Annotated in this window: 24 protein-coding genes; 10 read left to right on the top strand and 14 right to left on the bottom strand. The window is 61.4% G+C overall.

Going from position 1 to position 26,347, the window contains the following annotated elements; genetic code table 11:
- Nucleotides 1-63: 63 nt before the first annotated feature.
- On the top strand, nucleotides 64-510 hold the full coding sequence (locus CKW18_RS03980; RefSeq protein WP_095187571.1) for a YMGG-like glycine zipper-containing protein: 447 nt from the start codon (nucleotides 64-66) through the stop codon (nucleotides 508-510).
- On the opposite strand, the gene CKW18_RS03985 is transcribed toward CKW18_RS03980, so the two are convergent.
- The 3 genes from CKW18_RS03985 to CKW18_RS03995 are packed head-to-tail and all read right to left on the bottom strand — an operon-like array spanning nucleotide 495 to nucleotide 4,180.
- Nucleotides 495-1,520: a DUF2955 domain-containing protein gene (locus CKW18_RS03985; protein WP_095187572.1), complete on the bottom strand. Its 1,026-nt coding sequence runs from the start codon at nucleotides 1,518-1,520 to the stop codon at nucleotides 495-497. The two genes, CKW18_RS03980 and CKW18_RS03985, sit on opposite strands and share 16 nt — an antisense overlap.
- Nucleotides 1,510-2,634, bottom strand: coding sequence for an HlyD family secretion protein (locus CKW18_RS03990; RefSeq protein WP_095187573.1), 1,125 nt, complete (start codon nucleotides 2,632-2,634; stop codon nucleotides 1,510-1,512). The genes CKW18_RS03985 and CKW18_RS03990 overlap by 11 nt, the downstream gene beginning before the upstream one ends.
- Nucleotides 2,627-4,180, bottom strand: coding sequence for an efflux transporter outer membrane subunit (locus tag CKW18_RS03995; RefSeq protein ID WP_256586889.1), 1,554 nt, complete (start codon nucleotides 4,178-4,180; stop codon nucleotides 2,627-2,629). Before CKW18_RS03995 ends, CKW18_RS03990 begins: the two co-directional genes overlap by 8 nt.
- A 120-nt stretch (nucleotides 4,181-4,300) precedes the next feature.
- Here CKW18_RS03995 and CKW18_RS04000 point away from each other — a divergent pair, with 120 nt between their 5' ends.
- On the top strand, nucleotides 4,301-4,819 hold the full coding sequence (locus CKW18_RS04000; RefSeq protein ID WP_095187680.1) for a transporter suffix domain-containing protein: 519 nt from the start codon (nucleotides 4,301-4,303) through the stop codon (nucleotides 4,817-4,819).
- A 253-nt stretch (nucleotides 4,820-5,072) separates the two neighbouring features.
- A complete protein-coding gene (locus CKW18_RS04005; RefSeq protein WP_095187574.1) occupies nucleotides 5,073-5,858 on the top strand; it encodes a DeoR/GlpR family DNA-binding transcription regulator in 786 nt (261 codons plus the stop codon).
- A gap of 103 nt (nucleotides 5,859-5,961) precedes the next feature.
- Here the strand turns inward: CKW18_RS04005 and CKW18_RS04010 are convergent, their stop codons facing one another.
- The 5 genes from CKW18_RS04010 to moaA form a co-directional block, all read right to left on the bottom strand.
- Nucleotides 5,962-7,245 (bottom strand): FAD-binding oxidoreductase, encoded by a 1,284-nt coding sequence (locus CKW18_RS04010; RefSeq protein ID WP_095187575.1) that lies wholly within the window; start codon nucleotides 7,243-7,245, stop codon nucleotides 5,962-5,964.
- Between the two features lie 146 nt (nucleotides 7,246-7,391).
- The gene (locus CKW18_RS04015; protein ID WP_095187576.1) at nucleotides 7,392-8,756 is read right to left on the bottom strand and encodes a glutamine synthetase family protein; all 1,365 of its coding nucleotides are present in this window, start codon (nucleotides 8,754-8,756) and stop codon (nucleotides 7,392-7,394) included.
- Nucleotides 8,757-9,175: 419 nt separating this feature from the next.
- Nucleotides 9,176-10,519: a chromate efflux transporter gene (gene chrA, locus CKW18_RS04020; protein ID WP_095187577.1), complete on the bottom strand. Its 1,344-nt coding sequence runs from the start codon at nucleotides 10,517-10,519 to the stop codon at nucleotides 9,176-9,178.
- Nucleotides 10,520-10,611: 92 nt separating this feature from the next.
- A complete protein-coding gene (locus CKW18_RS04025; protein WP_095187578.1) occupies nucleotides 10,612-11,511 on the bottom strand; it encodes a bestrophin family protein in 900 nt (299 codons plus the stop codon).
- Between the two features lie 35 nt (nucleotides 11,512-11,546).
- Nucleotides 11,547-12,545: a GTP 3',8-cyclase MoaA gene (moaA, locus tag CKW18_RS04030; protein WP_095187579.1), complete on the bottom strand. Its 999-nt coding sequence runs from the start codon at nucleotides 12,543-12,545 to the stop codon at nucleotides 11,547-11,549.
- 681 nt (nucleotides 12,546-13,226) lie between these two features.
- Between moaA and CKW18_RS04035 the strand changes: the two genes are divergently transcribed.
- Nucleotides 13,227-13,685, top strand: coding sequence for a transposase (locus CKW18_RS04035; RefSeq protein ID WP_095187580.1), 459 nt, complete (start codon nucleotides 13,227-13,229; stop codon nucleotides 13,683-13,685).
- Nucleotides 13,686-14,218: 533 nt separating this feature from the next.
- Here CKW18_RS04035 and CKW18_RS04040 read toward each other — a convergent pair.
- Entirely contained in the window at nucleotides 14,219-15,070 is an 852-nt protein-coding gene (locus CKW18_RS04040; protein WP_095187581.1) for a CAP domain-containing protein, read from the bottom strand.
- A gap of 199 nt (nucleotides 15,071-15,269) precedes the next feature.
- Here CKW18_RS04040 and CKW18_RS04045 point away from each other — a divergent pair, with 199 nt between their 5' ends.
- A complete protein-coding gene (locus CKW18_RS04045) occupies nucleotides 15,270-15,890 on the top strand; it encodes a cell wall hydrolase (RefSeq protein WP_095187582.1) in 621 nt (206 codons plus the stop codon).
- Here the strand turns inward: CKW18_RS04045 and CKW18_RS04050 are convergent.
- A complete protein-coding gene (locus tag CKW18_RS04050) occupies nucleotides 15,887-16,774 on the bottom strand; it encodes a LysR family transcriptional regulator (RefSeq protein WP_095187583.1) in 888 nt (295 codons plus the stop codon). The two genes, CKW18_RS04045 and CKW18_RS04050, sit on opposite strands and share 4 nt — an antisense overlap.
- Nucleotides 16,775-16,877: 103 nt before the next feature.
- Between CKW18_RS04050 and CKW18_RS04055 the strand changes: the two genes are divergently transcribed.
- Nucleotides 16,878-18,290, top strand: coding sequence for an MFS transporter (locus CKW18_RS04055; protein ID WP_095187584.1), 1,413 nt, complete (start codon nucleotides 16,878-16,880; stop codon nucleotides 18,288-18,290).
- A gap of 129 nt (nucleotides 18,291-18,419) precedes the next feature.
- On the opposite strand, the gene CKW18_RS04060 is transcribed toward CKW18_RS04055, so the two are convergent.
- Entirely contained in the window at nucleotides 18,420-19,133 is a 714-nt protein-coding gene (locus tag CKW18_RS04060) for a murein L,D-transpeptidase catalytic domain family protein (RefSeq protein WP_095187585.1), read from the bottom strand.
- 150 nt (nucleotides 19,134-19,283) lie between these two features.
- On the opposite strand from CKW18_RS04060, the gene CKW18_RS04065 reads away from it, so the two are divergent.
- The 3 genes from CKW18_RS04065 (at nucleotide 19,284) to CKW18_RS04075 (ending at nucleotide 23,619) form a co-directional block, all read left to right on the top strand.
- Entirely contained in the window at nucleotides 19,284-20,900 is a 1,617-nt protein-coding gene (locus tag CKW18_RS04065) for a murein L,D-transpeptidase (protein WP_095187586.1), read from the top strand.
- A gap of 106 nt (nucleotides 20,901-21,006) precedes the next feature.
- Complete coding sequence (glsB, locus tag CKW18_RS04070) at nucleotides 21,007-21,915, top strand: glutaminase B (RefSeq protein ID WP_095187587.1); 909 nt, start codon at nucleotides 21,007-21,009, stop codon at nucleotides 21,913-21,915.
- A gap of 201 nt (nucleotides 21,916-22,116) precedes the next feature.
- The gene (locus CKW18_RS04075; RefSeq protein WP_095187588.1) at nucleotides 22,117-23,619 is read left to right on the top strand and encodes an aldehyde dehydrogenase family protein; all 1,503 of its coding nucleotides are present in this window, start codon (nucleotides 22,117-22,119) and stop codon (nucleotides 23,617-23,619) included.
- Nucleotides 23,620-23,670: 51 nt separating this feature from the next.
- On the opposite strand, the gene CKW18_RS04080 is transcribed toward CKW18_RS04075, so the two are convergent.
- Complete coding sequence (locus CKW18_RS04080; protein WP_095187589.1) at nucleotides 23,671-24,330, bottom strand: carbonic anhydrase; 660 nt, start codon at nucleotides 24,328-24,330, stop codon at nucleotides 23,671-23,673.
- 58 nt (nucleotides 24,331-24,388) lie between these two features.
- On the bottom strand, nucleotides 24,389-24,856 hold the full coding sequence (gene cynS / locus CKW18_RS04085) for a cyanase (protein ID WP_095187590.1): 468 nt from the start codon (nucleotides 24,854-24,856) through the stop codon (nucleotides 24,389-24,391).
- 120 nt (nucleotides 24,857-24,976) lie between these two features.
- Here cynS and cynR point away from each other — a divergent pair, with 120 nt between their 5' ends.
- On the top strand, nucleotides 24,977-25,861 hold the full coding sequence (gene cynR / locus CKW18_RS04090) for a transcriptional regulator CynR (protein ID WP_095187591.1): 885 nt from the start codon (nucleotides 24,977-24,979) through the stop codon (nucleotides 25,859-25,861).
- A gap of 64 nt (nucleotides 25,862-25,925) precedes the next feature.
- Here the strand turns inward: cynR and CKW18_RS04095 are convergent, their stop codons facing one another.
- Complete coding sequence (locus CKW18_RS04095; RefSeq protein WP_095187592.1) at nucleotides 25,926-26,255, bottom strand: hypothetical protein; 330 nt, start codon at nucleotides 26,253-26,255, stop codon at nucleotides 25,926-25,928.
- Between the last annotated feature and the right edge of the window lie 92 nt (nucleotides 26,256-26,347).

A 26,347-nucleotide genomic window follows, 5' to 3' on the forward strand; every position in this document is an offset into this window, starting at 1 on the left:
CTTAAACTAGACTTCCTGACTACCCCGCACCACCGCCAACCCTAGGCCCCGCCGGAGGCAATCATGAATCGTCTAACGTCCATCGCGCTGATGACCGCTGCCCTCTACGCCACTCAGGCCAGCGCCGAATCCGTCGTCCCGCTTAAAGGCCAGACCTCGCAACAAACCCAGATCGACATCAACGACTGCCAGTCCATCGCTTCAACCTCCGCCACATCAACCGCGCAAACCGGGGGGCGTCTGAAGGGCGCTGCCGTGGGGGCTGCGGCCGGTGCAACAGCGGCTGAGGTGCGCGGTCGCCAGCACGACGAGTTGTACGATGCGGTCGACGATGACCGCAAACAGGATTACCGACAGAACCGTGCCCAGCAAACCGCCGCAGCCGGCGCGGTAGTCGGTGGGTCTCGACAGCGGCAAGAGCGTCGCGCGCAGAACAAGACCAATGCAGCGGCGAGCTCCAGTGCCTACACCGGGTGTCTGCAAGGGCGCGGCTATCAGGTCACGCCTTGACGCTGGGGTTTGTGCGCTTCGAGCAGGTGCATCATCAACGCGCCGTAAAGCGTCACCAGAGTGAACAGGCCCATGCGCACGGCGAAGGCTGTGTAGACGTCTTTGCCCGCTGCGCTGTCCTGCACCGATTGGCCGAGCAGGATGATCATCGTCACCAGGGTGTTGAGCCAGAAGCCCGGACTGAAACGCGTCGGACTAAGGCGATAGAGTTTGCGTGCCAGCCACAGCCCGAACAGCAGCATCCACAAAAAGAACATCCACAGGTGCACGAACAGGCTCAAGCCACACCAGAGCAGCACCGCCAACACACCGGCGAGCAGGGTGGAGCCAAGCAATTCACGGCCGGCGTGATGGGTCTGGGTGGTGGAGCTTTGTTGGCCGAGGCTGACGGCTTTGAGGATGATCGGCAGGTAACTGGCCGGGTCGCTGAGGGCCAGCAGAAACGTCGGCAGCACGATCAGCGTGGCGCGCAGGGCTACGCGCGGGACTTCGTCGGCAGGCATGGCCGGTGGCTTGGGCGGGACGGGGCTATCAGGCCGCTCAGGAAACAGCGCGTGGCTGACACCGACCACCGCCACCGCCAGTAACAGGCCTTTGACGAGGGCGCCGATGACCGCCATTGCCAGATCAAACTCGGCAAACCCGGCGGCGGAGATCATGGTCATGCCGATCACCAGAAACATCACGATCAGCGCGTTGCCACCGCGCAAGCCAAAGCGAAACACCAGAAACAAACCGAGGCCGATCAACAGCACGCCGCTCACCGGGTAATAACGCAGCAAGGGCACCAGCAACAGGCCGATGCTGGTCGTCAGCGCCGCGACCAGCGCCAACACTATCGCGCCTTTGAGCGGTAATGGCCGGGGCAGACTGGCCAGCAGCAACACCGCCAGCACTGGCGAGATAAACGCCAGCGGCAGCGCCAGCGCATAACTGGCGGCGGTGCACAGCGCCGTGCCGAACGCCAGGCGCAAGGCCCGCTGCGCCGGGACGCTGCGCTCAATAGGCATACGACAGCCAGCTCATCAGGCCGACAAACAAACGCCCCAACGGATTGAGCGGATTGCCCTCGGTAGGAAAGGCCATGACTTCAGCCTGGCCGCCGGCACGAATCGCGCGGCTGTCGACGAGGCGTTTCTTCGCCTCTTCCGTGAACTCGATGATCACCGGAAAACGCTGCGCCGGACGCAACCAGTCACGGCTGTTCTGAATGCTCGGCAGGGTGCCCGGCGCCGGGGTCTGGCCGACGCTGACACCATAGCCGACGCTGCGCACCCGGCCGTCGAGGACTTCGCCGGGCAGCGCATCCAGAACGATCGAAACCGGCGTTCCGGGCTGCACGCGGCCGAGGTTGTTCTCGGTGAGGTCGGCGCTGATCCACACGTCATGAATCGCGATCAAGGTCATCAGCGGGCTACCGGCGGCGGTGAACTGGCCGACGTCGGTGCGCAGATCAGTGATCAACCCGGCCGAACGGGCGCCGATGCGGGTGTTGGCCAAGTCCAGTTCAGCTTTGGCCAGTGCCGAGGCAGCGCTGCGCAACTGGGCGTTGGTGTCGGTGTTGCCGCCTTCCTGCTCTTGTGCGCGCTGTACTTCGGCGCGGGCAGCGGCGACTTGGGCGACCGCTTGTTCGCGGTTGGCTCGCGATACCTCAAGAAGACGGACAGAGACGGTGCCCGGGTCCTGTTTGTACAAACCTTCCAGACGTTGATTGTCCTGCCGCGCCTTGAGTTCATTGGCTTGTGCTGCTCGCAACGATGCCTGCGCCGAGGCGATGCCGGCGGTGCTGGCGCCGACCTGACGACGGGTCGATTCCAGATCGGCTTTCGCCCGATCCACGGCGATTTGCAGCGGCTGCGGGTCTAGTTCGAAAAGAATATCGCCAGCCTTCACATCCTGATTGTTGCGCACGTTGACCCGGATCACCCGACCGGCGACTTCCGCCGCCACCGGAATCACGAACGCACCGACCCGCGCCTGCTGGGTGTAGGGCGTGTAGCGGTCGGCGAGCAGGTACCAGGCCAGACTCAGTACGATCAGCAACAGCACCCAGCGGAGGTCTTTTTTTGCAGGATCGGGTTGGGCAGGCGCGGGGGCCGGGGCGGGTGGCGCGGCTTCAGTCATGACGGGTTACCTGCGATGGAAGGGGATACGCCGGTCGGGCGGGCGGCGCGCTGAGCAAATCGCCCCAGTTAGTGCGTTGCTGCATCTGTTGCCGGGTCGGCTCATCGACCTGCGGCGCATGGCTTTGCCAGCCGCCGCCGAGGGCTTTGTACAGGGCGATCAGGTTGCTCACGGCGTTGCTGCGGCTGACCAGATAGTTGTCCTGCAATTCGAGCAGGGCGCGTTGCGCGTCGAGCACCCGTTGAAAGTCGGAATAACCCTCGCGGTATTGCGTGTTGGCCAGCACCAGCGAACGCCGCGCCGCGCCTTCGGCCTCGCGCAGAATGCGTTCGCGCTCCAGCGCTTTGCTCAAGCCGCTGGCGGCATCGTCGGCTTCGCGCGCAGCTTGGCGGACCTTGTCGCGATAGGTTTCGATCAGTTGCTGCAAACGCGCGTCCTGCATCCGTATGTTGTTGCGGATGCGGCCGTAATCGAAGATGTTCCAGCGCAGGCTCGGGCCACCAATCAGATCGAGGCTGCGCGGCGTGGCGCCGAGGGTATCGCTGGACCAGACGATGCTGCCGAGCAAGGTCAGCGACGGATACAGATCGGTTTCGGCGACGCCGACCAGCGCCGATTGCGCGGCGACATTCAGTTCTGCCGCGCGTATGTCCGGGCGACGCAGCAGCAGGTTGGCCGGGACGTCTTGCAGCACGGCGCGATCGAGTAAGGGAATCAGCCCCGGTTGCTCGGCCAGCAACGCCGCGCCACCGGGTGGCTGGCCGACTAAAACCGCCAAAGCGTTGCGGGTGCGCAGGACTTGATCTTCGAATGCGGGGAGGCTGCTCAGCGTGCCGAGGTATTGGGTTTTCGCCTGTTGCAGGTCGAGTTCGGCCGTCTGGCCGCTGTTGAAGAGTTTTTCGGTGATTTCAAAATTGCGCTTCTGCTGGACAGCGTTTTCCCGGGCGACGCGCAGGCGTGCTTCGGTGGTGCGCAGGGAGAAGTAGGTGTCGGCGACTTGCGCGCGCAGCAGCACGAGGGCGTCTTCGTAATTGGCCTGTGCGGCGAAGTAGCTGGCGTCGGACGACTCGATGGCACGGCTGAAGCGGCCCCAGAAATCCAGCTCCCAACCGACATCGAACGCGGCGCTGTGTTGCCAGAAATGCAGATCCTGCGGGTTGTTGCCGCCGGACTGATGGCGGTCGACATACAGGCTGTCGACGCCGACCTGTTGCAGTTGCGGGTAGCGCCCGCTTTCGGCTATGCCCAATTGGGCGCGAGCTTCAAGCACTCGCAGCCCGGCGATTTTCAGGCTGCTGTTGTGCGCATCGGCTTCGGCAATCAGTCGATCAAGCACGGGGTCGGCGAACACTTGCCACCACTGGCGCAGATCCGGTTGGGCGGCACGTTCGCTGGCTTGTTCCAGCGCCGCGCTGTTCCATTTCTTGCTCCACGTCTCGGCGGGAGGCTCAAAGTCCGGCCCCAGGCGCACGCAGCCGCTGAAACTCAAGGCGACAAGCAACAACAGATGACCGGGCCGCGTCAGCAGGGCTGTTGTCGAAGGCATTGCGTTATGTCCCTGACCCGCAAATATCAGTGGAGCATAGACGGCGAATTGCAAATTGTTCGGGCGAATCTGCTGCTACGCTTTTCAGGCATCAGCCCCCACCCAAACAGGTACGAGACCATGGAAACTGCTCAAGAACCGCTGACACCGGCCCCCGCTGCCACTTGGCGTTTCAAGGTCGGTGTGGCGATCATCTGCCTGATGCTTGGCTCGTGGCTGATGGTGCCGCTGGCCGCCGCCCTCGATGTACCCGGCTCGAAAGTCGCGGCGCTGACCGGCGTGCTGTTCATCAGTAACAAGGTGTTGTTGCTGGTGGTGATCGCGGTGATGGGCAAGGCCGGGTTCGCTGAACTCAAGCGCACCATTGGCCGGCATGTCTCGGGGATGCTGCCGACGCCTGTCGCGGAAGTCTCGCCGCTGCGGCATCGGGTGGGCGTGGTGATGTTTTGCCTGCCGTTGCTGACGTCGTTTCTGGAACCGTATTTCGACAACTTCTGGCCGGGGTTGCGGCCCAATCTGTGGCAGTTGCAATTGCTTGGGGATTTGATGTTTGTGGGCAGCTTTTTTGTGCTGGGCGGGAATTTCTGGGAGAAGGCGCATGCGTTGTTTGTGCGTACCGCGCGGGTGGTGTCGGTTTGATGCCTCAGGCGTGACCCAAGGCAACCGCGAAAGACACGACGATCATGCAAGCAAACGCGAAATTGAGATTCATAAGGTGGTCATCCTGAGCCTGTTGAGAGTGGGGCCATTCTGAACAGGCTGAATGCAAAGGAAAAATTCGCCTTGCTGATTCCAATGATCGAAACAATTGATACCTGCCTGTTTGTGTTTGCCCGAGGCTTTGGCTAATCTCGGCGAAAACCTGCAATTACAAGCATAAACAGGCATAACCATGCACGATCATTCGGTTACCGAACTCCCATCCCTGCGTCGGCAGAAAATCCTCCTGATCCTCGAACGCGACGGCAAGGTCATGGCGTCCGAGTTGAGCCAGCACTTCGCCGTGTCCGAAGACACCATCCGCCGCGACCTCGCCGAACTGGATAATGCCGGTCTGGTGCAACGGGTACACGGTGGAGCCTTGCCAAGGCCGAAGGACACCGGCAAGGACTACTTCACCCGCATCAGTGAAACCGATGAGGTAAAGACGCGCCTGGCGCAACTCGCCGCCGGGCGGGTGAAGGATGGCCAGATCGTGCTGTTCGACTCTGGCACCACCACGTTGCAGATTGCGCGGTCATTGCCAGCGGATATACGCATCACAGCGGTGACCACCTCGCCGATGACCGCCATCACCCTCGCCGAATACAAGGGCATCAAGGTGATTCTGGCGGGCGGGCAGTTGAACCTGGCGACCATGTCGGTCAGCGGTCACGAAACGGTGCGTCTGCTGCAAAGCATCAAGGCTGACCTGCTGTTTACCGGGGTGTGCGCGATTCATCCGGAAGTGGGACTGAGTTCGCTGTATTTCGATGAGGTGCCAGTGAAGCAGGCACTGTTCGACAGTGCTGCGCAGGTGATCGCGGTGACCACGGCGGACAAGCTTGGCGCGGTCGAGCCGTTCGTGGTGACGCCGTGCACGCGGGTGCATACGCTGATTACCGAGCGACATCTGGCGTCGGGAAGTGTCGAGGATTACCGGCGGTTGGGGATTGAGGTGGAGCAGTTGCCGGATTGAGATTTTTACTGATGCTGCCGGCCTCTTCGCGAGCAGGCTCGCTCCCACATTGGAGTGCATTTCAAATGTGGGAGCGAGCCTGCTCGCGAAAGGGCCAGTGCAATCAACGCAATTTTTCAAGCATCTGGTAGTACCACATCCCCGCCGCCAACAACGGGTTACCCAGCAAATCCCCCATCGGCACGCGAATGTGCTGGCACGCCGCAAACGTATCGAACTGCTCCATCTGCCCGGTGATCGCCCGGCTCATGATTTCGCCCATGATGTGCGTGGTGGCGATGCCATGCCCGGAGTAGCCCTGGCAATACCAGACGTTGTCCGAGAGCTTGCCCAGTTGCGGGATGCGGTTGATCACGATGCCCATCGCGCAGCTCCACTGGTAGTCGATCTGCACGCCTTTGAGCGCCGGGAAGGTTTGTTCGATGCACGGGCGCAGTTCGGCGGCGATGTCGCGTGAGTCCTTGCCGCTGTAGTTGGCGCCGCCGCCGAATAGCAGGCGGCCGTCGGCGGTGAGGCGGTAGTAATCGAGGACGAAACGGCAGTCGTACACCGCCAGATCCTCGGGGTTGATTTGTCTGGCCAGATCGCCCAGCGGCGCGGTGGTGACGATGCCACCCATGGCCGGGAAGATCTTGCCCTTGAGCTGCCCCGGTTCGAGTTTGTGATAGACGTCACCGGCCAGCATCACCTGATTGGCATCGATCTGACCGTGAGCGGTTCTCACGCCAGGCGTATCGCCGTGAATGATCTCCAGCACTTCGCTGTTTTCAAAAATCAGCGCACCGAGACTTTCCGCCGCCCGCGCTTCGCCGATGCACAGGTTGAGCGGGTGCAAATGCATGTTGCGGGTGTTCTTGATGGCGCCGTGGTAGAGGTCGCTTTGCAGCAGATCGCGCACTTGGCTGCGGTCGAGCAGGCTGACGTCATCACCCAGTCCGCGTCGCACGGCTTCTTCGTAATCGCTGCGCAGACCGGTCATGTGGCTCGGTTTGTACGCTGCGTGCAGGTGACCGTGTTTGAGGTCGCACGCGATAGCGTATTTCTCGACGCGCTGTTTGATGATTTCGTGCCCGCGCCAGCGCAGGTGCCAGATGAAATCATCGACCTCGTCGCCCAGTTTCGGGCGCATCTGTTTGCGCATCGCAGCGTCGCCGGAGAGGCTGCCGGTGACTTGGCCACCATTGCGCCCGGTAGCGCCCCAGCCGATTTTGTTGCTCTCGACGATGGCGACTTTCAGGCCTTTTTCGGCAAGTTCGACGGCGGTGGCGACGCCAGTGAAACCGCCGCCGATGATCACCACATCGACTTTGTGCCGACCTTGCAGCGTCGGGTAGTCGGTGTCCTGGTTGAGGGTGGCGGTGTAGTAGGAATTGCAGCGTTCAGTCATGTCAGTGTCCACACAAAATTCGAGTTCGGTACGCGGTCCCTTGTGGGAGCGAGCCTGCTCGCGAAAGCGGTTCGTCAGTCACCCAAATGTTGAATGTGACGACGCCTTCGCGAGCAGGCTCGCTCCCACAGGGGAGATGTGAATATTCAGGCTTCGGTCAGATACCAGCGCCAATCCTGCTCACCCACTTCAGCCATGAACTGACGGTATTCGGCACGCTTCACCGCCAGATACACCCCCAGAAATTCCTGCCCCAAGGCATCGCGCGCCCACACTGAATTTTCCAGTGCCTGCAAAGACGTCAGCCAATCCGTCGGCAGCAATTCCTTCGCCTGCGCATAACCATTGCCCTCGACCGGCGCCCCCGGATCAAGGTCTTCACGAATGCCCCGATGAATGCCGGCAAGGATCGCCGCCGCTGCCAGATACGGGTTGGCATCGGCGCCGCAGATGCGGTGTTCGATGTGCCGGGTGTTGGCCGGACCGCCCGGCACGCGCAGGCTGACGGTGCGGTTGTCGACGCCCCAGGTCGGCGCCAAAGGCGCGTAGCTGTTGGCCTGGAAGCGACGATAGGAATTAGCGTTTGGGCAGAACAGCAGCAGCGTATCCAGCAACGACGCGAGCATGCCGCCAATTGCCGTGCGCAGCAGCGGCGTGCCAGCTGGATCCTCGGAAGCGAACAGATTGCGTCCTTCGGCGTCGGCGAGGCTAACGTGCATGTGCATGCCGGTACCCGCCAGATCATCGAACGGCTTGGCCATGAACGTCGCTTGCATGCCGTGCTTGTGCGCCACGGCTTTGACCAAGCGTTTGTAGCGCACCGCCTGATCCATCGCTTCCAGCGCATTGCCGTGTTCGAGGGTGATTTCTACCTGACCCGGTGCGTATTCCGAGATCGCCGTGCGCGCCGGAATACCGTGCAGTTTGCAGGCGCCGTAGAGGTCGGCGAGGAACGGCTCAATCTGCTCCAGCTCGCGCAAACCGTAAACCTGGGTGTGTCGCGGTCGCCCGCCGTCGGCATCCAGCGCCGGTTGCGGACGGCCGTTGTGATCGCGTTTGGCGTCGAGTAGATAGAACTCCAGCTCGCAGGCCATCACCGGGTGATAACCCTCAGCCTTGAGGCTGTCGACCACCTTGATCAGCAGGTGCCGTGGGTCGGCGATGCTCGCCGGCAGGCCCTCGGTCGGGTGCATGCTGACCTGCACGGCGGCAGTCGGAATTTGCCGCCACGGCAAGCGCACCAGACTGCCCTCCAATGGATAGGCGCGGCAGTCGATGTCGCCGACATCCCAGACCAGACCGGAGTTTTCCACGTCCTCACCCTGAACGGTCAGACCGAGAATGGTGCTGGGCAACGGGCGGCCGCTTTCATATACGGCGAGCAGTTCTTCGCGGTGCAACAGCTTACCGCGTGGCACGCCGTTGGCGTCGAGGATGAACAGCTCGATCATGTCGATATCGGGGTTCTGTTCAAGGAACAGGCGGGCGTCTTCGATGGCTGCGAATTTCATGGTCAATCACTCACGATGGCGCCGCACAGGCGCGCAGATTCGGGCCGGACGCAGCGCGGCAATAGGCGCATGCGTCCTGGCAGGGATATCAAGAAGTAGGGGGCTGTCGCGTGTTTTAACGGACGCGATCAGACAGGCAGGGCGATATCCGGCGGGCGTGCGGAGTGACGCAGCTTGGAGCGGCGCAGGGCCATGGGGAGATTGACGATGCGATTCATACGCGGCCCCTGTGACAGAGGGCGCGCAGTGCAGAGACGTTCAACGATTTTGGTTGTTGTGGTGACGTGCTCATAACGCGTGTTTCCGTTGGCGGAAAACGTCGGTGGCGGGCCTGACCCGCCGACCGGTGTGCCCGGATAGTAAGGGGCAATCTGCGGGCGTGTAAACGACTGATTCCGAATCGGTCGCGCTCGCGGCATTCAGCGCAGCAGATGAAAGCCCAGCCCGACAAGGGCGCAAACGATCAACACTTCAATCACACCGCGTTTGAAAACGAACAGCGCCAGCGCCGCCATAACTGCCAACGCTATCGAGAAAACATCCGGCGGCCCGGCGAAACCGCTCGGCCAGAACACGTGATAAGCAAAAAAACACGCGAGGTTGAGAATCACCCCGACCACCGCTGCGGTGATGGCTGTCAGCGGTGCGGTGAACTTCAATTCGTTGTGGGTCGATTCCACCAACGGCCCACCGGCGAGGATGAACAGAAACGAAGGCAGAAAGGTGAACCACGTCACCAGCGTCGCCGCCACGGCGCCAGCGGCGAACGCATGCTCCGCGCCGAATGCAGGTTGCACATAACCGCCAATGAAGCCGACAAACGCCACCACCATGATCAGCGGCCCCGGCGTGGTTTCGCCAAGTGCCAGGCCGTCGATCATCTGCGTCGGCGTCAACCAGCCGTAATGCCCGACGGCGCCCTGGTAGACGTAAGGCAGCACCGCATAAGCCCCGCCAAAGGTGAGCAACGCCGCTTTGGTGAAGAACCAGCCCATCTGGGTGAAGGTGCCGTCCCAGCCGAACAGCGCGGTCAGCAAGGCCATGGGCAAGCACCACAGCGCCGCGCCGATCAGCGCCAGGCGCCACAGCTTCGGCAGGCTGAAGCGTGCGTGCTCGGGTGTCGGCGTGTCGTCGTCGATCAACGCCGGGCCGAACGACTTTGCACTGCTGCGCTGGCCGCCGTTATCAAACCGCAGCGGCGCCAGGCGCCCGCCGAGATAACCGATCAGCGCGGCGCCAAGCACGATCAGCGGGAACGGCACATTGAAGGCAAAAATCGCCACGAACGAGGCGCCGGCAATCGCCCATAACCAGGCGTTTTTCAAGGCCCGCGAGCCGATGCGATGGGCCGCGTGCAGCACAATCGCCGTCACCGCCGGTTTGATCCCGTAAAACACCCCGGCCACGGCCGGCACATCACCGAAGGCGATATACACCCATGACAATGCAATCAGGATGAACAGCGACGGCAGCACAAACAGCACGCCCGCAATCACACCGCCCCAGGTGCGATGCAACAACCAGCCGATGTACGTCGCCAGTTGCTGGGCTTCCGGGCCGGGCAGCAACATGCAGTAGTTGAGGGCATGCAGAAAACGCCGCTCGGAGATCCAGCGTCGGCGCTCCACCAGTTCCTGATGCATGATCGCGATTTGCCCGGCGGGGCCGCCGAAGCCGATGCAACCGAGCTTGAGCCAGAAGCGCCAGGCCTGGCGCAGGGTGACGGGATCAGGTCGGGGAAGGTCCTCTGGCGTAGTGCTCAAGTGCGGCTCCTGAGTCGAATCATGGCGGAGCCGCTATCTAAGCAGGCTTTTGTTAAATCCAATAGCGCTCAGGTGAGGCGGTGAATGGCCGATCAACTCAGGACGTAATCGACGGGCATCAAGGCCGGTGGCAGTTGCGCAACCCCCAGTTCAGCCAGGATGTCGCGCTCGATCGTGCGCACCAGGGCGTCGGTTGGCAGGTCGTTTTCATCGCGGCCGAAGGGATCTTCCAACTCATCGGCAATCGCATCCAGACCGAAAAAGGTATAGCTGACAATCGCGGTGAACAGGGGCGTCAGCCAGCCCAGCGGTTCGGCCATGGCGAACGGCAACAGGATGCAGAACAGGTAGATCGTGCGGTGCAGCAGCAAGGTGTAGGGGAAGGGCAGCGGCGTATTCTTGATCCGCTCGCACACGGCTTGAGCCTGCGTGAGGCTGGTCAGGTGATTGGCCAGCAGCATGTAACGCCATTCGCTCAGTGCTCCGGCCTGTTGCAGATCGGAGCATTGTTCGCCGATCCGGTGCAGGATCTGCGCGCTGTAGTCCGGCACTTGCGCGTCGGGTTTCGGGTTGACCCACGCACTGCTGGCCGACGCTTCGTCTTCACGCCGCAGACGCGCGTTGAGGGAGTGGGCGAAGCCGACCAGGTTGCGCAGCAGCGGCGGGCGTTGATCCGACTCGCTGAGGATCCGGGTTTCGCGAATGATCGAGCGCACATGCACGATCACTTCGCCCCACGCCTTGCGTGCTTCGTACCAGCGGTCATAGCAGGCGTTGTTACGAAAACTCATGAAAATCGACAGCGACAAGCCCAGCAACGTGAACGGTGTGGCGTTGACCTTGGTGAAGCTGCTGGGATGGAGGATTTCCACCAGCACGATGGCCGACGCCAGCAGGGTGACCATCAGCGTGCGCAAGGCGATTCGCTTGGCAATCGAACCCTTGAGGGTGAACAGGATGGCGAACTGACTGACCTTGGGTCTGATGATCATGCTGGGCGATCTCGATTACGCGAGGATGTGACGGTTCAACCGCCGGTCATGTTCATGAATCGCACGACCTGTACGTCGTCGTTCACTTCAAAGTTGTGCCTGTAGGGCTTGAGCTTCATCGCTTCGATGATGGCTTTCTCCAAACGTTGCGGCTGCCCCGGATGGGCGCGCAGCACCGCTTTCAAGTCCAGCGAATGCTCGTTACCCAGACACAGTAGCAGGCGACCTTCGACGGTCATTCGCACGCGGTTGCAGGTGCCGCAGAAGTTGTGGCTGTGCGGGGAGATAAAACCGAGGCGAATATCCGGTGCTTCGGCCAGCCGCCAGTAGCGCGACGGGCCTTGGGTCGATTCGGCGGAGTCGATCAGGGTGTAGCGCTCGGCGATCTTTTCCCGCACCTGCGCGCTTGAGAAAAATGATTCGGCGCGGCTGTGCTCACTGATGATCCCCAGCGGCATTTCTTCGATGAAAGAGATGTCGAGCTGGCGGTCGATGGCAAAACTCACCAGATCATTGATCTCTTGATCATTGCGGCCCTGCATCACCACGCAGTTGAGTTTGGTGCGCGTGAAACCGGCCTTGCGCGCGGCATCGATGCCCTCGATGACCTGCGCCAGATCGCCGTTGCGGGTCATCTGTTTGAAGCGCTCGGGGTCGAGGCTGTCGAGGCTGATGTTGAGGCGTTTGACCCCCGCGTTGAATAACGGGGCGGCCAATTTGCCCAGCTGTGAGCCGTTGGTGGTCAGGCACAACTCGCGCAGGCCGGGCAGGGCGGCGATCTGCTCGCACAGTTGCACCACGCCGGGACGGATCAGCGGCTCGCCGCCGGTGAGACGAATCTTGCGCGTGCCCAGCGCGACGAAGCTTTGCGCCAATTGATAGATTTCTTCCAGCGTCAGCACTTGCTGGCGCGGCAGAAACTGCATGTCCTCAGCCATGCAATACACGCAGCGAAAATCGCAACGATCGGTCACCGACATGCGCAGGTAGTCAACGCGGCGGTTGAAGCCATCGATCAAGACGCGCTCTGACATGACAGCCTCGCAGGAGTGAAAAGTCCGCATTTAACGGCGGGAGTGGATGCAGGGTATGGGCAACTTTGGCAAGCGTCCAATCACTATTAATGAATGGCTGATTGATAGGGTCGATGATCAAGTGTTTTTAGCGGAGCAATGCCTTTCCATCTTTGCAAGTGTCTGCATTCAAAGGGTTTTAATCGGTGGTAGGTGCTTTCGATAATGGGGTTTCAGATAGCGATCGGACAATAATTGGTATCGGCTCATATACTTCCCCCGGCAAGTGAAATGACTACTTTTTTGAAGCTGAAAATTGTCAAAGGCATCAGGTCAATGTAGTCAGACACAACTCTCGTTTCCACCGTCATTCCCATGTGGGAGCGGGCTTGCTCGCGAAGGCATCAGGTCAGGCAACACCGATGTTGAATGTGCCGCCCCCTTCGTGAGCAAGCCCACTCCCACCCTGACTGTGGCCAGACACAACTCTCGTCCCCACCGTCATTCCCTAGTGGGAGCGGGCTTGCTCGCGAAGGCGTCAGGTCAGGCAACACCGAGGTTGAATGTGCCGCCCCCTTCGTGAGCAAGCCCACTTCCACATTCGTTCTGTGGCGCAGACACATTCTGCCAATAAACAACTCCTGCGCATTGTGGTCGCTGATCTAGCCTTTTCCTGGACTCAACCATGAAGAAGGCAAAGGAATGCCCGAACGCTTTTCATCACATCGCCTGCGAACCGGCCGACATAGCGAGGACAACCGCATTTATCTTCTAACCGCCAATACTGTGGGGCGGGAACCGGTATTCAAGGATTACAGACTCGGCCGGTTGGTCGTGCATCAGTTTAAGCAAGCACAGGAGGAGGGATTCGCCGACACATTGGCATGGGTTGTCATGCCCGATCATTTCCACTGGCTGATCCAGTTGCAAAAAGGAACGCTGGGCCAATTGATGTGCCAGGCCAAGTCCTTGAGCACCCGGTCAATCAACCAGATGAGCGGACGAACAGGAAGCCTTTGGCAGCAAAGCTTCCATGACCATGCACTGCGGCGAGAGGAAGATCTGGTGAAGCTGGCCCGATATGTAGTAGCCAACCCCTTGAGGGCAGGCCTGGTGGAAAAACTTGGTGACTATCCCTTATGGGATGCGATTTGGGTGTGATCTTTGGTCACCTGCAATCGAACCGGCTTGCTCGCGAAGGCATCAGGTCAGGCAACACCGACGTTGAATGTGCCGCCCCCTTCGTGAGCAAGCCCACTCGCACCCTGACTGTGGCCAGACACAACTCTCGTCCCCACCGTCATTCCCATGTGGGAGCGGGCTTGCTCGCGAAGGCGTCAGGTCAGGCAACACCGATGTTGAATGTGCCGCCCCCTTCGTGAGCAAGCCCACTCCCACCCTGGCTGTGGCCAGACACAAATCTCGTCCCCACCGTCATTCCCTAGTGGGAGCGGGCTTGCTCGCGAAGGCGTCAGGTCAGGCAACACCGATGTTGAATGTGCCGCCCCCTTCGTGAGCAAGCCCACTCCCACCCTGATTGTGGCCAGACACAAATCTCGTCCCACCGTCATTCCCTAGTGGGAGCGGGCTTGCTCGCGAAGGCGTCAGGTCAGGTAACACCGAGGTTGAATGTGCCTGCCTGTTCGTGAGCAATCCCACTCCCTCCTATGATCGCCGGCGCTTCTGGGGGGGATTTACTGAGCACCAAACATCGCCGTCCAGTAAATCCCCGCATCGCTTTTCGGGTCGGTCGCGTATGCGGCGCCCAGCTCCTTGTATTGCGGGTTCATCAGGTTGGCGCAGTGGCCGGGGCTGGCGAGCCAGCCATCGATGACTTTGCCCACGGTGTCCTGACCGGCGGCGATGTTTTCACCGACCAGTTGGCCGCTGTACCCTGCCAGTTCGGCGCGGTCGCCGGGGGTGCGGCCGTCGCGGTCCTTGTGGTCGAGGTAGTTTTTGTTGGCCATGTCACGGCTGTGATCCTGGGCGACCGTGCCCAGCGTCGCGTTCCAGGCCAGCGGTGCGGCAGCAGCGAAGGCCTGGCCACCGCACTGGCGTGGCTGGCTGCGAGCGGCATTGAGTTGCTCAAGCAATTTCTGCCCTTCACTTTGCGCATCGCCAAGCCTGGCCGACAGCAGGGGGCGCGCCAGCACGATGCGCCAGTCGCGATCAGCGCGGCTGACGCCGACGTCGACGAACTGCGGATCGAGCACCACCTGACAGAAACTCTCCTGAATCGCCTGCATCGCCGACGCCGCATCGCGCGGGCCGTTGAGGGTGATTGCCTGCACGTTAACCATCGGGTAACTGGCACTGGCCATGGCTTGCTGCAAATTGACAGCCCCACTGGCCGGCAGCCGCAGTCGCGGATCGGCCGACAGCGGCGGCAGTTCGCTGGAGGCCTGGCTGCCGCAGCGTTGCGGTTCGCTGCGGTACTTGTTGATGGACTCGATCAGTTGCGACTCGTCGCTGGCCATGGCCGAGGCGGCAAACGCAACGCCCACGGCCAAGGCGGCAAAGCGCAAAACAGATGGCATGAAACGCATGGAAATCTCCCTTGGGCGCAATGCGCCCATGATGCGCGAAACGCCCCCGGTGGGTGCAATGTCTTTTTCTTCATCGCACAGCTTTTTCTACGGAACGCTGCGCGTAATTTTGCCGTCTACACTCAGCCAAGACCCCGGAAACCGGGCGTCTCCCCTACGTAACACGTTGCCCGAATCGGGCTCTGCCGGAAGAACTGACATGGGATTGAAGTGGTTGGCTGGCTGTTTCGCATTAACCCTTTTGGCTGGCGCTGCATGGGCTACCGATCAAGCGCCGATCAAGGCCAAGGCCGAAGAAAAAGCCCAAGTGCTGGAAGAGAAAGCGGCGGACAAAGTCAGTGCCGCACCAGCGCCGAAATCCGAAGCGATCACCCCGACCGAAGTGCAGGCGGTGGACCCCGCCGGTGCCGCGCCGCTGGACGATCCGATCACCTGTCTGGCGCGCAGTATCTACTGGGAAGCCAAAGGCAAGGACACCCCGGAGATGGAAGCCGTGGCCAGCGTGGTGATGAATCGCCTCGGCCATGAAGGTTTTCCCGACACCGTTTGTGCAGTGGTCAAACAGGGTTCGGAAACCAAAAGCTGCCAGTTTTCCTGGTGGTGCGACGGGCGTCCCGATCAGGTCAAGGAAGATGCCGAATACGCCTTGGCCAAGGAAGTTGCCGGCAAGGCGCTGAACCGTCAGCTCAAGGATCGCACCCTAGGTGCGTTGTATTTCCACGACCGCAATGTCCACCCGAGCTGGGCGAAGGAATACCGCAAAACCGCCGAAACGAAAAAATTCCTCTTCTACAAACCTGCCGGCGGGGATGCGCGTTAAGCGCAGACTTCCCGCACGCAGTTGCGTAACCAGCGGTGCGCCGGGTCGGCGTCCATGCGCGGATGCCAGAGCATGGACACGCTGATTGGCGGCATCTCGAAAGGCAGGGCGAAACTGTGCAGGCCGCTGCGCAGTTTGCTGGTGTGACGTTCCGGCACGGTGGCAATCAGGTCTGACTCACGGACCAGCGTCAGCGCCGCCGAAAATCCGCCGAATGAGGTGACGATGTCCCGCGTCATGCCCAAGGCCATCAACGCTTCGTCGACCGGGCCGCTGCTGCGTCCGCGTCGTGAAATGAGAATGTGCTCGCCGCCGGCGAAGCGCTTGGCGCTGATCTTGCCCGAACTCAAGGAATGCCCCTCACGTACCACACCGATCCAGTGATCCAGAAACAGGATGCGGCTGTGCAAGGTCGGGTCGGTGCTGTCGTCGACGACGCCGGTCTCCAGATCCACCCGGCCTTCGCGCAGCGGTGTGCTGTCCTTGTCGGCCTTCTGTACAAAACGCAGGCGCACGCCAGGCGCCTCTGTTGCGACACGGGCGAGCAGGGCGGCGGCGAAGGTTTCGACAAAACCGTCGGTGTTGCGCAAGGTGAACGTGCGTTGCAACTGCCCCGGATCCAGTACTTCGGCAGGACGCAAAACCGCTTCGACTTCCTGCACCAGATGGCTGACCCGTTCGCGCAATTCCAGCGCTCGGGGCGTCGGTACCAGGCCACGACCTGCGCGCACCAGCAGCGGATCTCCAGTCGTTTCGCGCAGACGGGCCAGGGCGCGGCTCATCGCCGAGGGGCTCAACTGCAGACATTTGGCGGCGCGGGCGACGCTGCCTTCACGCAGCAACACGTCGAGGGTGATCAGCAGGTTCAGATCCGGTGCAGGCATGGCATGGCGTTCCGTGCAGGTGTTGAGTGCAAAGCATGCGTCTTGCGCCTTGTATTGTCGAGGCTCAGGCTACGGCGCATGACCTTTGCATTGTGAGTAGCCCATGCCGCGAGAACCCCTGAGCACTACCGCGCGCTGGGCGCTGACCAGCCTGGCGCTGTCGATGTTGATGCCGTCGCTGGACACCAGCATCGCCAACGCCGGGTTGCCGACACTGGCAGCGGCGTTTGATGCGACGTTTCAACAGGTGCAGTGGATCGTTCTGGCTTACCTGCTGACGATCACCACGTTGATTGTCAGCGTCGGGCGTCTGGGGGATGCCTTGGGGCGTCGGCGCCTGCTGTTAATCGGTATCGGCGTCTTTACCAGCGCTTCTCTGGCCTGCGCGCTGGCGCCGGGACTCGGTTGGTTGATCGGTGCGCGGGCAGTGCAAGGCCTCGGCGCGGCAATCATGTTTGCGTTGACCGTGGCGCTGGTGGCCGATGCCGTGCCCAAAACGCGAGCGGGCAGTGCGATGGGCTTGCTGGCAACAATGTCGGCCACCGGCACCAGCCTCGGGCCGTCGCTGGGCGGGCTGTTGATGGCGCATGTCGGCTGGCAGTCGATATTTCTGCTCAATGTGCCATTGGGGCTGCTCAATGCCTGGCTGGTTTACCGTTATCTGCCGGCGGATCGCAGCGCAAGCACGCGTGTCGCGTTTGATTATCTCGGCAGCGGCGTGCTGGTGCTGACGCTGGCAGCCTACGCGCTGGCGATGACGCTCGAAGGTTATACGCTGGCGTTGCTGCTGAGCAGTCTGTGTGGTGCGGGATTGTTCATCATGGTCGAGAAGAAGGCCAAGGCGCCGCTGCTGCGCTTGTCACTGTTCGCCGACCTGCGCCTGAGCGGCAGTCTGGCCCTGACGTTGCTGGTGACCACGGTGATGATGACCACGTTGGTGGTCGGGCCGTTCTACCTGAGCCGAGGGTTGGGACTGACTGGCGCCATGGTTGGCCTGGTGTTGTCGGTTGGGCCGCTGCTGGCCGCGCTCGGCGGGGTACCGGCCGGGCGTCTGGTGGATCGCTTCGGTGCGCGGCGGGTGGTGCCGGGCGCGCTGCTGGGGCTGGTCTGCGGTTGCGGTCTGTTGGCGCTGTTGCCGATGAGTCTCGGAGTGTTTGCTTATGTGTTGCCGATGGTGGTGATTGCCAGCGGTTACGCATTGTTCCAGGCTGGCAACAACACCGGTTTGATGGCCGGGGTCAGCCAGGACCAACGCGGCGTGGTCTCGGCACTGCTGGGACTGGCGCGCAACCTGGGATTGATCACTGGCGCGGCGGTGATGGGCGCGGTGTTTGCCGTGGCCACCGGTGATCCGACCGAGGCGCCGGCCGCCGTCATCGCCAGCGGTTTGCACGCCACGTTCGGTGTCGCCACGGCGCTGATGATCATGGCGCTGATCATCAGCCGAACCCAAACCACCTGTAGGAGCGAGCCTGCTCGCGAAAGCGTCGGCACAGCCAACATCTCAGGTGACTGACACAGCGCTATCGCGAGCAGGCTCACTCCTGCAGGTCATCTGCGCGGCTCGAAAATGTGTGAGCACCACCAATCCCTGTGGGCGCTGGCAAGCCAGATTCCACAGGGCAATAGAGTGGATGCAGGATCGTTAGCTGGCGTGGGTACTGATGATGCTCGCCACCTGTTGCGGCTGGCAGTTGAGATACGGCGACTTCTTCAGCCAGCGCTGGTCCGGGTACCACGAAAACATGAACTGACCGTTCTTGAGTTTATCGATCACCTGTCTGGCGATCTGCGGGCGAACAGCCGGGCAACCCTGGCTGCGGCCGATACGGCCCTGACGCTTGCTCCACAACGGGTTCACATAATCGGCGGCGTGGATCACGATGGCGCGGTCACGGGCCAGGTCATTGAAGCCCGGTTCCAGACCGTCCATGCGCAGCGAATATCCGTGGGTGCCGCTGTAGCTTTCCTGAGTACGGAACAAGCCGAGGCTGGACTGATAACTGCCTTCGACATTGGAAAACTGCGTGGCGAAGTTTTCCCCTGAGTTGGAGCCGTGGGCGACGAGGTCGCGCAGCACCAGTTTTTTCCGGTTCAGGTCGAAGATCCACAGTCGGCGCTCGGTGGACGGTTGCGAATAATCGATGATCGCCAAATGGCGCGACGGCTTCGCACCGTTGTTGACCGCACATTGCATCGCGCTCAGGGCACCTTTCAGCGCCTGGGGATTGAGTTCTGGCGCGGCGTGCGCGAGGCTGGTGAAGAGAACCGGCGATGGCTTGCCGGCAGCGAAAGCTGGGCTGCTCACAACGACAAGGGTCGCGGTGCTCAGCAAAAGTCGGCGTACAAACGTCAACATTTAAAAAGTGTCCTCACTGGCTACCTATTTGGCACTTTGGCTCCTGACTCCCAGTCGTAACCTGCAAGCCCGTGTATCGAGCCTGACTGTTCAGCGCACCTGATGTAAGGTTGGCCATCATCTGAATGGCCATGGATTGGAGTAAAGCAGTTGTTCAAAAAGTACGCATGCTACTTGAGCATTTGTTTGCTCGCTGCGCCGTTTGTCGCTTGTGCCGATGAACCGCTGCCGCCGTTGCAGACATTGCCGACGCCAGCAGCGCCAATGCCGGTGGAGCCGCAAAGTCCGTTGCAGGCCGTACTGCTTGGTCTGTCGCAGGCGTGTCCGGCGATTGCCGCGCATCTGAATGGGCAGGCGCTGGGGCAACTGCAGACGTTCTATCAGCAGCAGGACTGGCTGCCGGTGTGGGCGAGCGAGACCGCACGGTTGCCGGCTTTGCAGGCGCAATTGCAGCTGTTGGCCGACGATGGGCTGAACCCGAAACGCTACCCGGTGGCGCTGAACCCACCGCAGGACGGCGAATTGTGCGCCGATATCGACATCAGTCGCTCCTATCTGCAAGCCCTGCAGGATCTGCATTACGGTCGGCTGTTGCAGTCGCACTTCGAACCGCTGTGGCATGCCGACGACACCCCGCGTGACCGTCAAGGTGAATTGCTGGCGATTGCCGTGCCGGGGATGCACGACATCAAGGCCGCGTTCGATCTGGCGCGCCCGCGTCTGGCGCAGTACCAGAGCCTGCGTCACCTTTACGCCAGCCAGCGCCAGCAAACCTTGCCGCAGTGGCTAGCTGTCGCCAACGGGCCGCTGTTGCGCCCGGCGATGGAAGACAAACGTGTGCCGGAACTGGCTCAGCGTCTGTACAGTGAAGGTTATCTGACCCATGCGGTCGACACGCCGGACAACGCCTATGACGATGTGTTGGTCGAGGCGGTGAAAAGCTTTCAGACCAATCACTCGTTGCAGGCCGATGGCGTGGTCGGCCCCGGCACGATTGCCGAACTCAACATCAGCCCGCTGACCCGTCGCGAGCAGCTGCGGGTCAATCTTGAGCGGTTCCGCTGGCTGGCTCAGGACATGGAACCCGACGGTTTGCTGGTCAATGTCGCTGCTGCCGAATTGACGCTCTATCGGGCTGGTGTGCCGGTCTGGCAGACGCGTACGCAGGTCGGCCGTGCTGAACGTCAGACCCCGCTGCTCAAGTCGCGGGTCACGCGTTTGACCCTGAACCCGACCTGGACGGTGCCGCCGACCATCTGGAAAGAAGACAAACTGCCGGCGATACGCAAGGACCAGACCTTCCTTAGCCGCCAGAACCTGCAAGTGCTCGACGCCAACGGGCAACCCTTGGCGGCGGCGGATATCGACTGGGACAACCCCGGCAACATCCTGTTGCGTCAGGAAGCCGGGCCGCGCAACCCGCTGGGGCAGATGGTGATCCGGTTCCCCAACCCGTTCTCGGTGTACCTGCATGACACGCCAAGCAAGGCGCTGTTCGACAAGGGGCCGCGGGCGTTCAGCTCCGGTTGTGTGCGCGTCGAACACCCGATGCAGTTGCGTGACTTGCTGTTGAGTCCGGCGGAAAAGGCCCGTACCGACACCTTGCTCGCCACCGGCAGCACCCATGAATTCCGCCTGGCTGCGCCGGTGCCGATCCTCATGACCTACTGGACCGCACAGGTCGACAGCATGGGGCATGTGCGCTATGCGCCGGACATCTACAGCCGCGACAGCGCGTTGCTGGTGGGGCTCGACGGGATACATTAATCCAAGGGCCTCTGAAACCCGGCAGGCCTGTGTGATTCAACCGCGCTGCGCAGCGTCTAGCCCCAGTGTCCCCGCGATCCCATGGGGCGAGACTTCGGAACCCGGCATGCAAGCGCTGTTGAACGAGATCCTTGACGCTGTCCGGCCCCTCATCGGGCAGGGCAAAGTGGCTGACTACATTCCCGCCCTCGGCACCGTGCCGGCCAATCAACTGGGCATCGCCGTGTATGGCAACGACGGCGAAATGTATTGTGCCGGCGATGCCGAAACGCCGTTCTCGGTGCAGAGTATTTCCAAGGTGTTCAGCCTGGTGCAGGCCATCGATCATTCTGGCGAGGCGATCTGGGAACGCCTGGGCCATGAGCCGTCGGGTCAGCCGTTCAACTCGCTGGTGCAACTGGAATTCGAGCGCGGTCGCCCCCGCAATCCGTTCATCAACGCCGGCGCGCTGGTGATCTGCGACATCAACCAGTCGCGCTTCGCCGCACCGACCCTGTCGATGCGTGATTTCGTCCGGCGCCTGTCGGGTAATCCGCAGGTCATGATCGACGCCAAGGTCGCCGACTCCGAATACCAGCACCGTGCGCGCAACGCGGCGATGGCCTACCTGATGCAATCGTTCGGCAACTTCCACAACGACGTCGAGTCGGTGCTGCGCAGTTATTTCAGCCATTGTGCCCTGCGCATGAACTGCATCGATCTGGCGCGAGCCTTCTGCTTTCTGGCCAACGACGGTTTCTGCAAGCACAGCGGCGAACAGATCCTCACGCGCCGCCAGACCCAGCAAGTCAACTCGATCATGGCCACCAGCGGCCTGTATGACGAGGCGGGCAACTTCGCTTACCGCGTCGGTCTGCCGGGCAAAAGCGGGGTCGGCGGCGGGATCGTCGCAGTGGTGCCGGGACAGTTCACGGTGTGCGTGTGGTCGCCGGAGCTCAATGCTGCGGGTAATTCGCTGGCGGGGATGGCGGCGCTGGAGATGCTCAGTTCGCGGATTGGCTGGTCGGTGTTCTGACCCGACCAGACCAACACTGCAAAACCCTGTGGGAGCTGGCTTGCCAGCGATGGCGGCGGATCAGGCAACATCAATTTTCAATGTGCCGGCCTCATCGCTGGCAAGCCAGCTCCCACAGGGACAGTGGTGTTTGCGCAAGGTGTATTTCAGTGAAGAATCCTATACATTTTCCGGCCGCCCTCTGTATGGTGAATCCGCTTCATGTCTCTTGCACTCGAACGTCTAGTCGCTGGCACGCCGATCCCTTTCGCTGGTAACCGCGTGACCGTGGTCAGCCCCGAACTGGCCGAGCGTTTTCGACCCGGCGACCACCTGTTGGTCGAGCAGGTGAGTGGTGAGCTGTTGCTGATTCCCGTGGCCGATCAACAGGCTGCTGCGGTGGCGATCGAACGAGCGGCAGCGGCGTTCACCGCGCTGTCGGCGGTGCCCGATGCGGCGATCAGCCAATTCTTCGATCTGTTCGCGCAGCGTCTCGAATCCCCGGATTACTGGGCGCAGATCGAAGCCGCCAACCTCGCCGACATCGAACGGGCCAAGGCTCGCGGGCGTTCGACTACGCGCTTGCTCGCCGACGAGCGCATGCGCCGCGACATGATTGCCGGCCTGCGCGCCTGGCGTGATGCCGCACCGACGCGTGGCAAAGTCATCAGCAGCGTTGAGCACGACGGCTGGAAAGTCGAGCAAGTGGTCTCGCCGTTGGGCATCGTCGCGTTTGTTTTCGAGGGGCGACCGAATGTGTTTGCTGACGCCGCCGGTGTATTGCGCACCGGCAACACAGCGGTGCTGCGCATTGGTAGCGATGCGTTGGGCACGGCGCAAGCCATCGTCACCCACGCCTTGAACCCGGCGCTGGCAGCGGCCGGTCTGCCGGTGGGTGCTGTCTCGCTGGTGGAGAGCATCAATCACGCCGCCGGTTGGGCGATGTTTGCCGATCGGCGTCTGTCGCTGGCGGTGGCTCGCGGCTCAGGCCGGGCAGTCAGTCAATTGGGCAGCATTGCCCAGCAGGCAGGAACTGCGGTCAGCCTGCATGGCACCGGTGGTGCCTGGTTGATCGCCGATCGTGAGGCTGACGCCAAACGCTTTGCGGCGGTGGTGCGCAACTCGCTGGATCGCAAGGTCTGCAACACCCTGAACGTCTGCCTGATTCAGCGCGAACGCGCAGCCGAACTGGTGCCGCTGTTTCTCGACGCGCTGCAACAGGCCGGCACTGCACGTGGTCAGGGCTGCAAATTGCACATTGTCGAGGGCAGCGAAAGTTGCCTGCCGACTGAATGGCAAGCCGCCACAGTCGAAGTCTATCGCGCCGAGGGTTATCAGACCGAAGCACTGGCCGAACCGTTGGCACAATCCGAGTTGGGCCGCGAGTGGGAGTGGGAAGAAACCCCGGAAGTCAGCCTGATGATTGTCGACGATCTGGATCAGGCGATTGCGCTGTTCAATCGTTACAGCCCGCAATTCACCGTGTCGCTGATCAGCGAAGATGCTGCGGCGCAAGAGCGCTTTTATCGCGCGGTCAACGCGCCGTTCGTGGGCAATGGCATTACCCGCTGGGTCGATGGGCAGTACGCGCTGAACAAGCCAGAGTTGGGGCTTTCGAACTGGGAAAGTGGGCGGTTGTTTGCGCGCAGTGCGATTCTTTCGGGGGACGGAGTGTTCACGGTTCGTAGCCGGATGACTCAGGTGGATCTTCGCGTAAAACGCTGATCCGGCGGACAATGATCGTTCCCACGCTCCAGCGTGGGAACGATCACTTGCTCAGGCCGCGTGGGTAGTTTGCGCGTGGATGGCACAAGTCGCCGGTTGCTCGGCCAGCGGCACAAAGATGCGGCGGTCCGAAGACAGCGCATCAATCGAGCCGGTCTCGATGTCGTACACCCAGCCATGCAGGTTCAGCAGGCCTTTCTCCTGGGCCAGACGCACACTCGGATGGGTCTGGATATTCGCCAGTTGCGCGATCACGTTTTCGCGCACCATCGAACTCAGTTTCGCCGCGTCATTGGCATGCGGCCGCGCTTCGTTTACCACTTTTGCCGACTCGGCATGTTGCAGCCAGCCGCTGACGGCGGGCAGGTGATCCATGCACTTGCACTTCGCAATCGCCGTCATCGCGCCGCAATCGGAATGGCCGCAGATGACAATGTCGGTCACGCCAAGCACCGCCACAGCATACTCCACCGTCGCTGAAACCCCGCCCGGATGCGGGCTGTAGGACGGCACGATATTGCCGGCGTTGCGGATCACGAACAGTTCGCCGGGTTCTTGCTGGGTCAGCAGTTCCGGCACTACACGGCTGTCGGAACAGGTGATGAACAAGGTGCCGGGCTGTTGGGTGGTCGCCAGGTGTTTGAACAGTTCGGTGCGTTGTGGAAAGGCTTCGTTCTGGAATTTCAGGAAACCATCGATCAGGGCTTTCATGTGCAGGTCCTCTTCATGGTGATCGGTTGGCCCGCACACGGGGTGCGGGCCGGGCAGATCAGAACGGACGCAGGGGCAGGAATTTGCCGTCGAGGGTGACCACGGCGCGAGAGCCGCCTTCCGGGTCTTCGACTTTTTTGATGTCCAGCTTGAAGTTGATCGCGCTGATGATGCCGTCGCCGAACTGCTCGTGAACCAGCGCCTTAAGGGTGGTGCCGTAGATCTGGATCATCTCGTGGAAGCGGTAGATGGTCGGGTCGGTCGGCACGCCGCTGAGGCTGCCGCGCAGCGGGATGATTTGCAGGGCGGCGACGTCGGCAGCGTCCAGTTCAAGCTTGTCGCCGACCACTTGGGCGGCGTTTTCCGGCAGTGGGTGCTGGCCGAGCAGGGCGGCGGTGACGAAGGCCAGGCTGAGGCCGGTGCCGTCGGCCAGATCCTGCCACGACAGGTTTTTGCCTGCCTTGGCGTCGAGAATGCGGGTGGTCAGGGCCAGGCTGGTGTCGCTGTAGGCGTGGGACTGTTGCATGGTGTCACTCCTTTCAGGGGTTGGCTTGCTGTGTGGGGTTCATCTTCTGCCGTTTGACCCATAGCGTCCAAGACCCATATATAATGCTTCACATAAGTCCTGCCTATAGATGGTTTTTGTATGTTGCTACGACATTTGCGTTACTTGCTGGCCGTGGCCGATCACGGCGGCTTCACTCGTGCGGCCGAGGCGCTGCATGTATCGCAGCCGACCCTGTCGCAACAGATTCGCCAACTGGAAGAAACCCTCGGTGTGATTCTGTTTGATCGCACCTCTCGTACGGTTAAACCGACGGATGCCGGTGAGGCCTATATCGAATGTGCGCGGCGGGTGCTGGTGGAACTGGAGGCGGGCAAGCGTGCCTTGCATGACGTCAAGGATCTGTCCCGTGGCACCTTGCGTCTGGCCATGACGCCGACCTTCATGGCCTATCTTGTCGGGCCGTTAGTGCGCGACTACACGGCGCGGTTTCCGGGGATTCATCTGCAGATTTTCGAGTTGTCGATGGATGACATTGAAGCTGGGCTGGCGGAAGACTCGCTGGACGTCGCCATTGCCTTCACCCCGGTGCGCAGCCCGGACATCGAGTGCATTCCGGCGTTTGTCGAGACATTGGGACTCATGGTGGGGCGCGAGCATCCGCTGTACGACAGCACCGCTGTACTGAAACTGGAGGCGCTGGCACAGATGGATTTCGCGTTGTTGGCGCCGGACTTCATCACACGGTTATCGGTGGACGAGTATTTCCGTCAGCAGGCGATTACGCCCAATGTGCGGATTGAGGTGAACTCGGTGAGTACGTTGCTGGAGGTGGTGCGGTGTGCGCCGATGGCGACGATGTTGCCGGAGGCGATTGCGACTGAAGACCGGGCGTTGCGCAGGTTGCGGGTCGAGAGTGAAGCACCGCAGCGGGGTGCGGCGTTGTTGCGACGCAAGAACAATTATCACAGTGCGGCGGCGCTGGCGTTCATCGACCTCGTCCTCGAAACACCTTCCCCCGTGTAGGTGATAGTAAAAAAGGGCCTGCTTCCATTGGGGAGCAGGCCCTTTCAATTATTGAAGTTATAAATCAGCAGAACCGATCAATCACCCGAACTTCATTTTTGTTCTGCATCGAGTCCCACACCTGTTTCAGCGTCTGCAGCACATTAGCGATGAAGTCTTTATCGGCCGCGGCTTTCTTGCCGACATAACCGTGGCCGCGGCGGTACATCTTCAGGCGGGCCAGCAGGTTCTGGTTGTTGCGGTCGAATTCTTCTTCACCTGCGTGGGGTGCCAGGCAGTCGATATGCACCTGGCCCGACTTGCTGATCCACAGGATATGGCTGTCGTGGCTGTCTTTTTGCGCAGCGAACATACGAGCCAGTTCTTCGATAGTCGGTTGATTGTTCAGATTCATGATATTGCCCCTTGACCAGTCTGGTGATCTTTCAAAGTTGATTCGCTAATACAGGTAGCCCATCGGTTAGTTGATCCCTGGCACCGAAACCA

This window comes from Pseudomonas sp. Irchel 3E19 (assembly GCF_900187585.1).
In the GTDB taxonomy this organism is placed as follows: domain Bacteria; phylum Pseudomonadota; class Gammaproteobacteria; order Pseudomonadales; family Pseudomonadaceae; genus Aquipseudomonas; species Aquipseudomonas baetica.

Bases quoted from the DNA above. Each gene is read 5' to 3' on its own strand.
- CKW18_RS04040 (WP_095187581.1), bottom strand. From the start codon at position 15,070: ATGCGTTTCATGCCATCTGTTTTGCGCTTTGCCGCCTTGGCCGTGGGC.
- CKW18_RS04005 (WP_095187574.1), top strand. From the start codon at position 5,073: ATGCACGATCATTCGGTTACCGAACTCCCATCCCTGCGTCGGCAGAAA.
- CKW18_RS04000 (WP_095187680.1), top strand. From the start codon at position 4,301: ATGGAAACTGCTCAAGAACCGCTGACACCGGCCCCCGCTGCCACTTGG.
- CKW18_RS04080 (WP_095187589.1), bottom strand. From the start codon at position 24,330: ATGAAAGCCCTGATCGATGGTTTCCTGAAATTCCAGAACGAAGCCTTT.
- cynR (WP_095187591.1), top strand. From the start codon at position 24,977: ATGTTGCTACGACATTTGCGTTACTTGCTGGCCGTGGCCGATCACGGC.
- CKW18_RS04060 (WP_095187585.1), bottom strand. From the start codon at position 19,133: ATGTTGACGTTTGTACGCCGACTTTTGCTGAGCACCGCGACCCTTGTC.
- cynS (WP_095187590.1), bottom strand. From the start codon at position 24,856: ATGCAACAGTCCCACGCCTACAGCGACACCAGCCTGGCCCTGACCACC.
- CKW18_RS04035 (WP_095187580.1), top strand. From the start codon at position 13,227: ATGCCCGAACGCTTTTCATCACATCGCCTGCGAACCGGCCGACATAGC.
- CKW18_RS04075 (WP_095187588.1), top strand. From the start codon at position 22,117: ATGTCTCTTGCACTCGAACGTCTAGTCGCTGGCACGCCGATCCCTTTC.
- CKW18_RS03995 (WP_256586889.1), bottom strand. From the start codon at position 4,180: ATGCCTTCGACAACAGCCCTGCTGACGCGGCCCGGTCATCTGTTGTTG.
- CKW18_RS03990 (WP_095187573.1), bottom strand. From the start codon at position 2,634: ATGACTGAAGCCGCGCCACCCGCCCCGGCCCCCGCGCCTGCCCAACCC.
- moaA (WP_095187579.1), bottom strand. From the start codon at position 12,545: ATGTCAGAGCGCGTCTTGATCGATGGCTTCAACCGCCGCGTTGACTAC.
- CKW18_RS04055 (WP_095187584.1), top strand. From the start codon at position 16,878: ATGCCGCGAGAACCCCTGAGCACTACCGCGCGCTGGGCGCTGACCAGC.
- CKW18_RS04025 (WP_095187578.1), bottom strand. From the start codon at position 11,511: ATGATCATCAGACCCAAGGTCAGTCAGTTCGCCATCCTGTTCACCCTC.
- CKW18_RS03980 (WP_095187571.1), top strand. From the start codon at position 64: ATGAATCGTCTAACGTCCATCGCGCTGATGACCGCTGCCCTCTACGCC.
- CKW18_RS04045 (WP_095187582.1), top strand. From the start codon at position 15,270: ATGGGATTGAAGTGGTTGGCTGGCTGTTTCGCATTAACCCTTTTGGCT.
- glsB (WP_095187587.1), top strand. From the start codon at position 21,007: ATGCAAGCGCTGTTGAACGAGATCCTTGACGCTGTCCGGCCCCTCATC.
- CKW18_RS03985 (WP_095187572.1), bottom strand. From the start codon at position 1,520: ATGCCTATTGAGCGCAGCGTCCCGGCGCAGCGGGCCTTGCGCCTGGCG.
- CKW18_RS04010 (WP_095187575.1), bottom strand. From the start codon at position 7,245: ATGACTGAACGCTGCAATTCCTACTACACCGCCACCCTCAACCAGGAC.
- CKW18_RS04050 (WP_095187583.1), bottom strand. From the start codon at position 16,774: ATGCCTGCACCGGATCTGAACCTGCTGATCACCCTCGACGTGTTGCTG.
- CKW18_RS04015 (WP_095187576.1), bottom strand. From the start codon at position 8,756: ATGAAATTCGCAGCCATCGAAGACGCCCGCCTGTTCCTTGAACAGAAC.
- CKW18_RS04095 (WP_095187592.1), bottom strand. From the start codon at position 26,255: ATGAATCTGAACAATCAACCGACTATCGAAGAACTGGCTCGTATGTTC.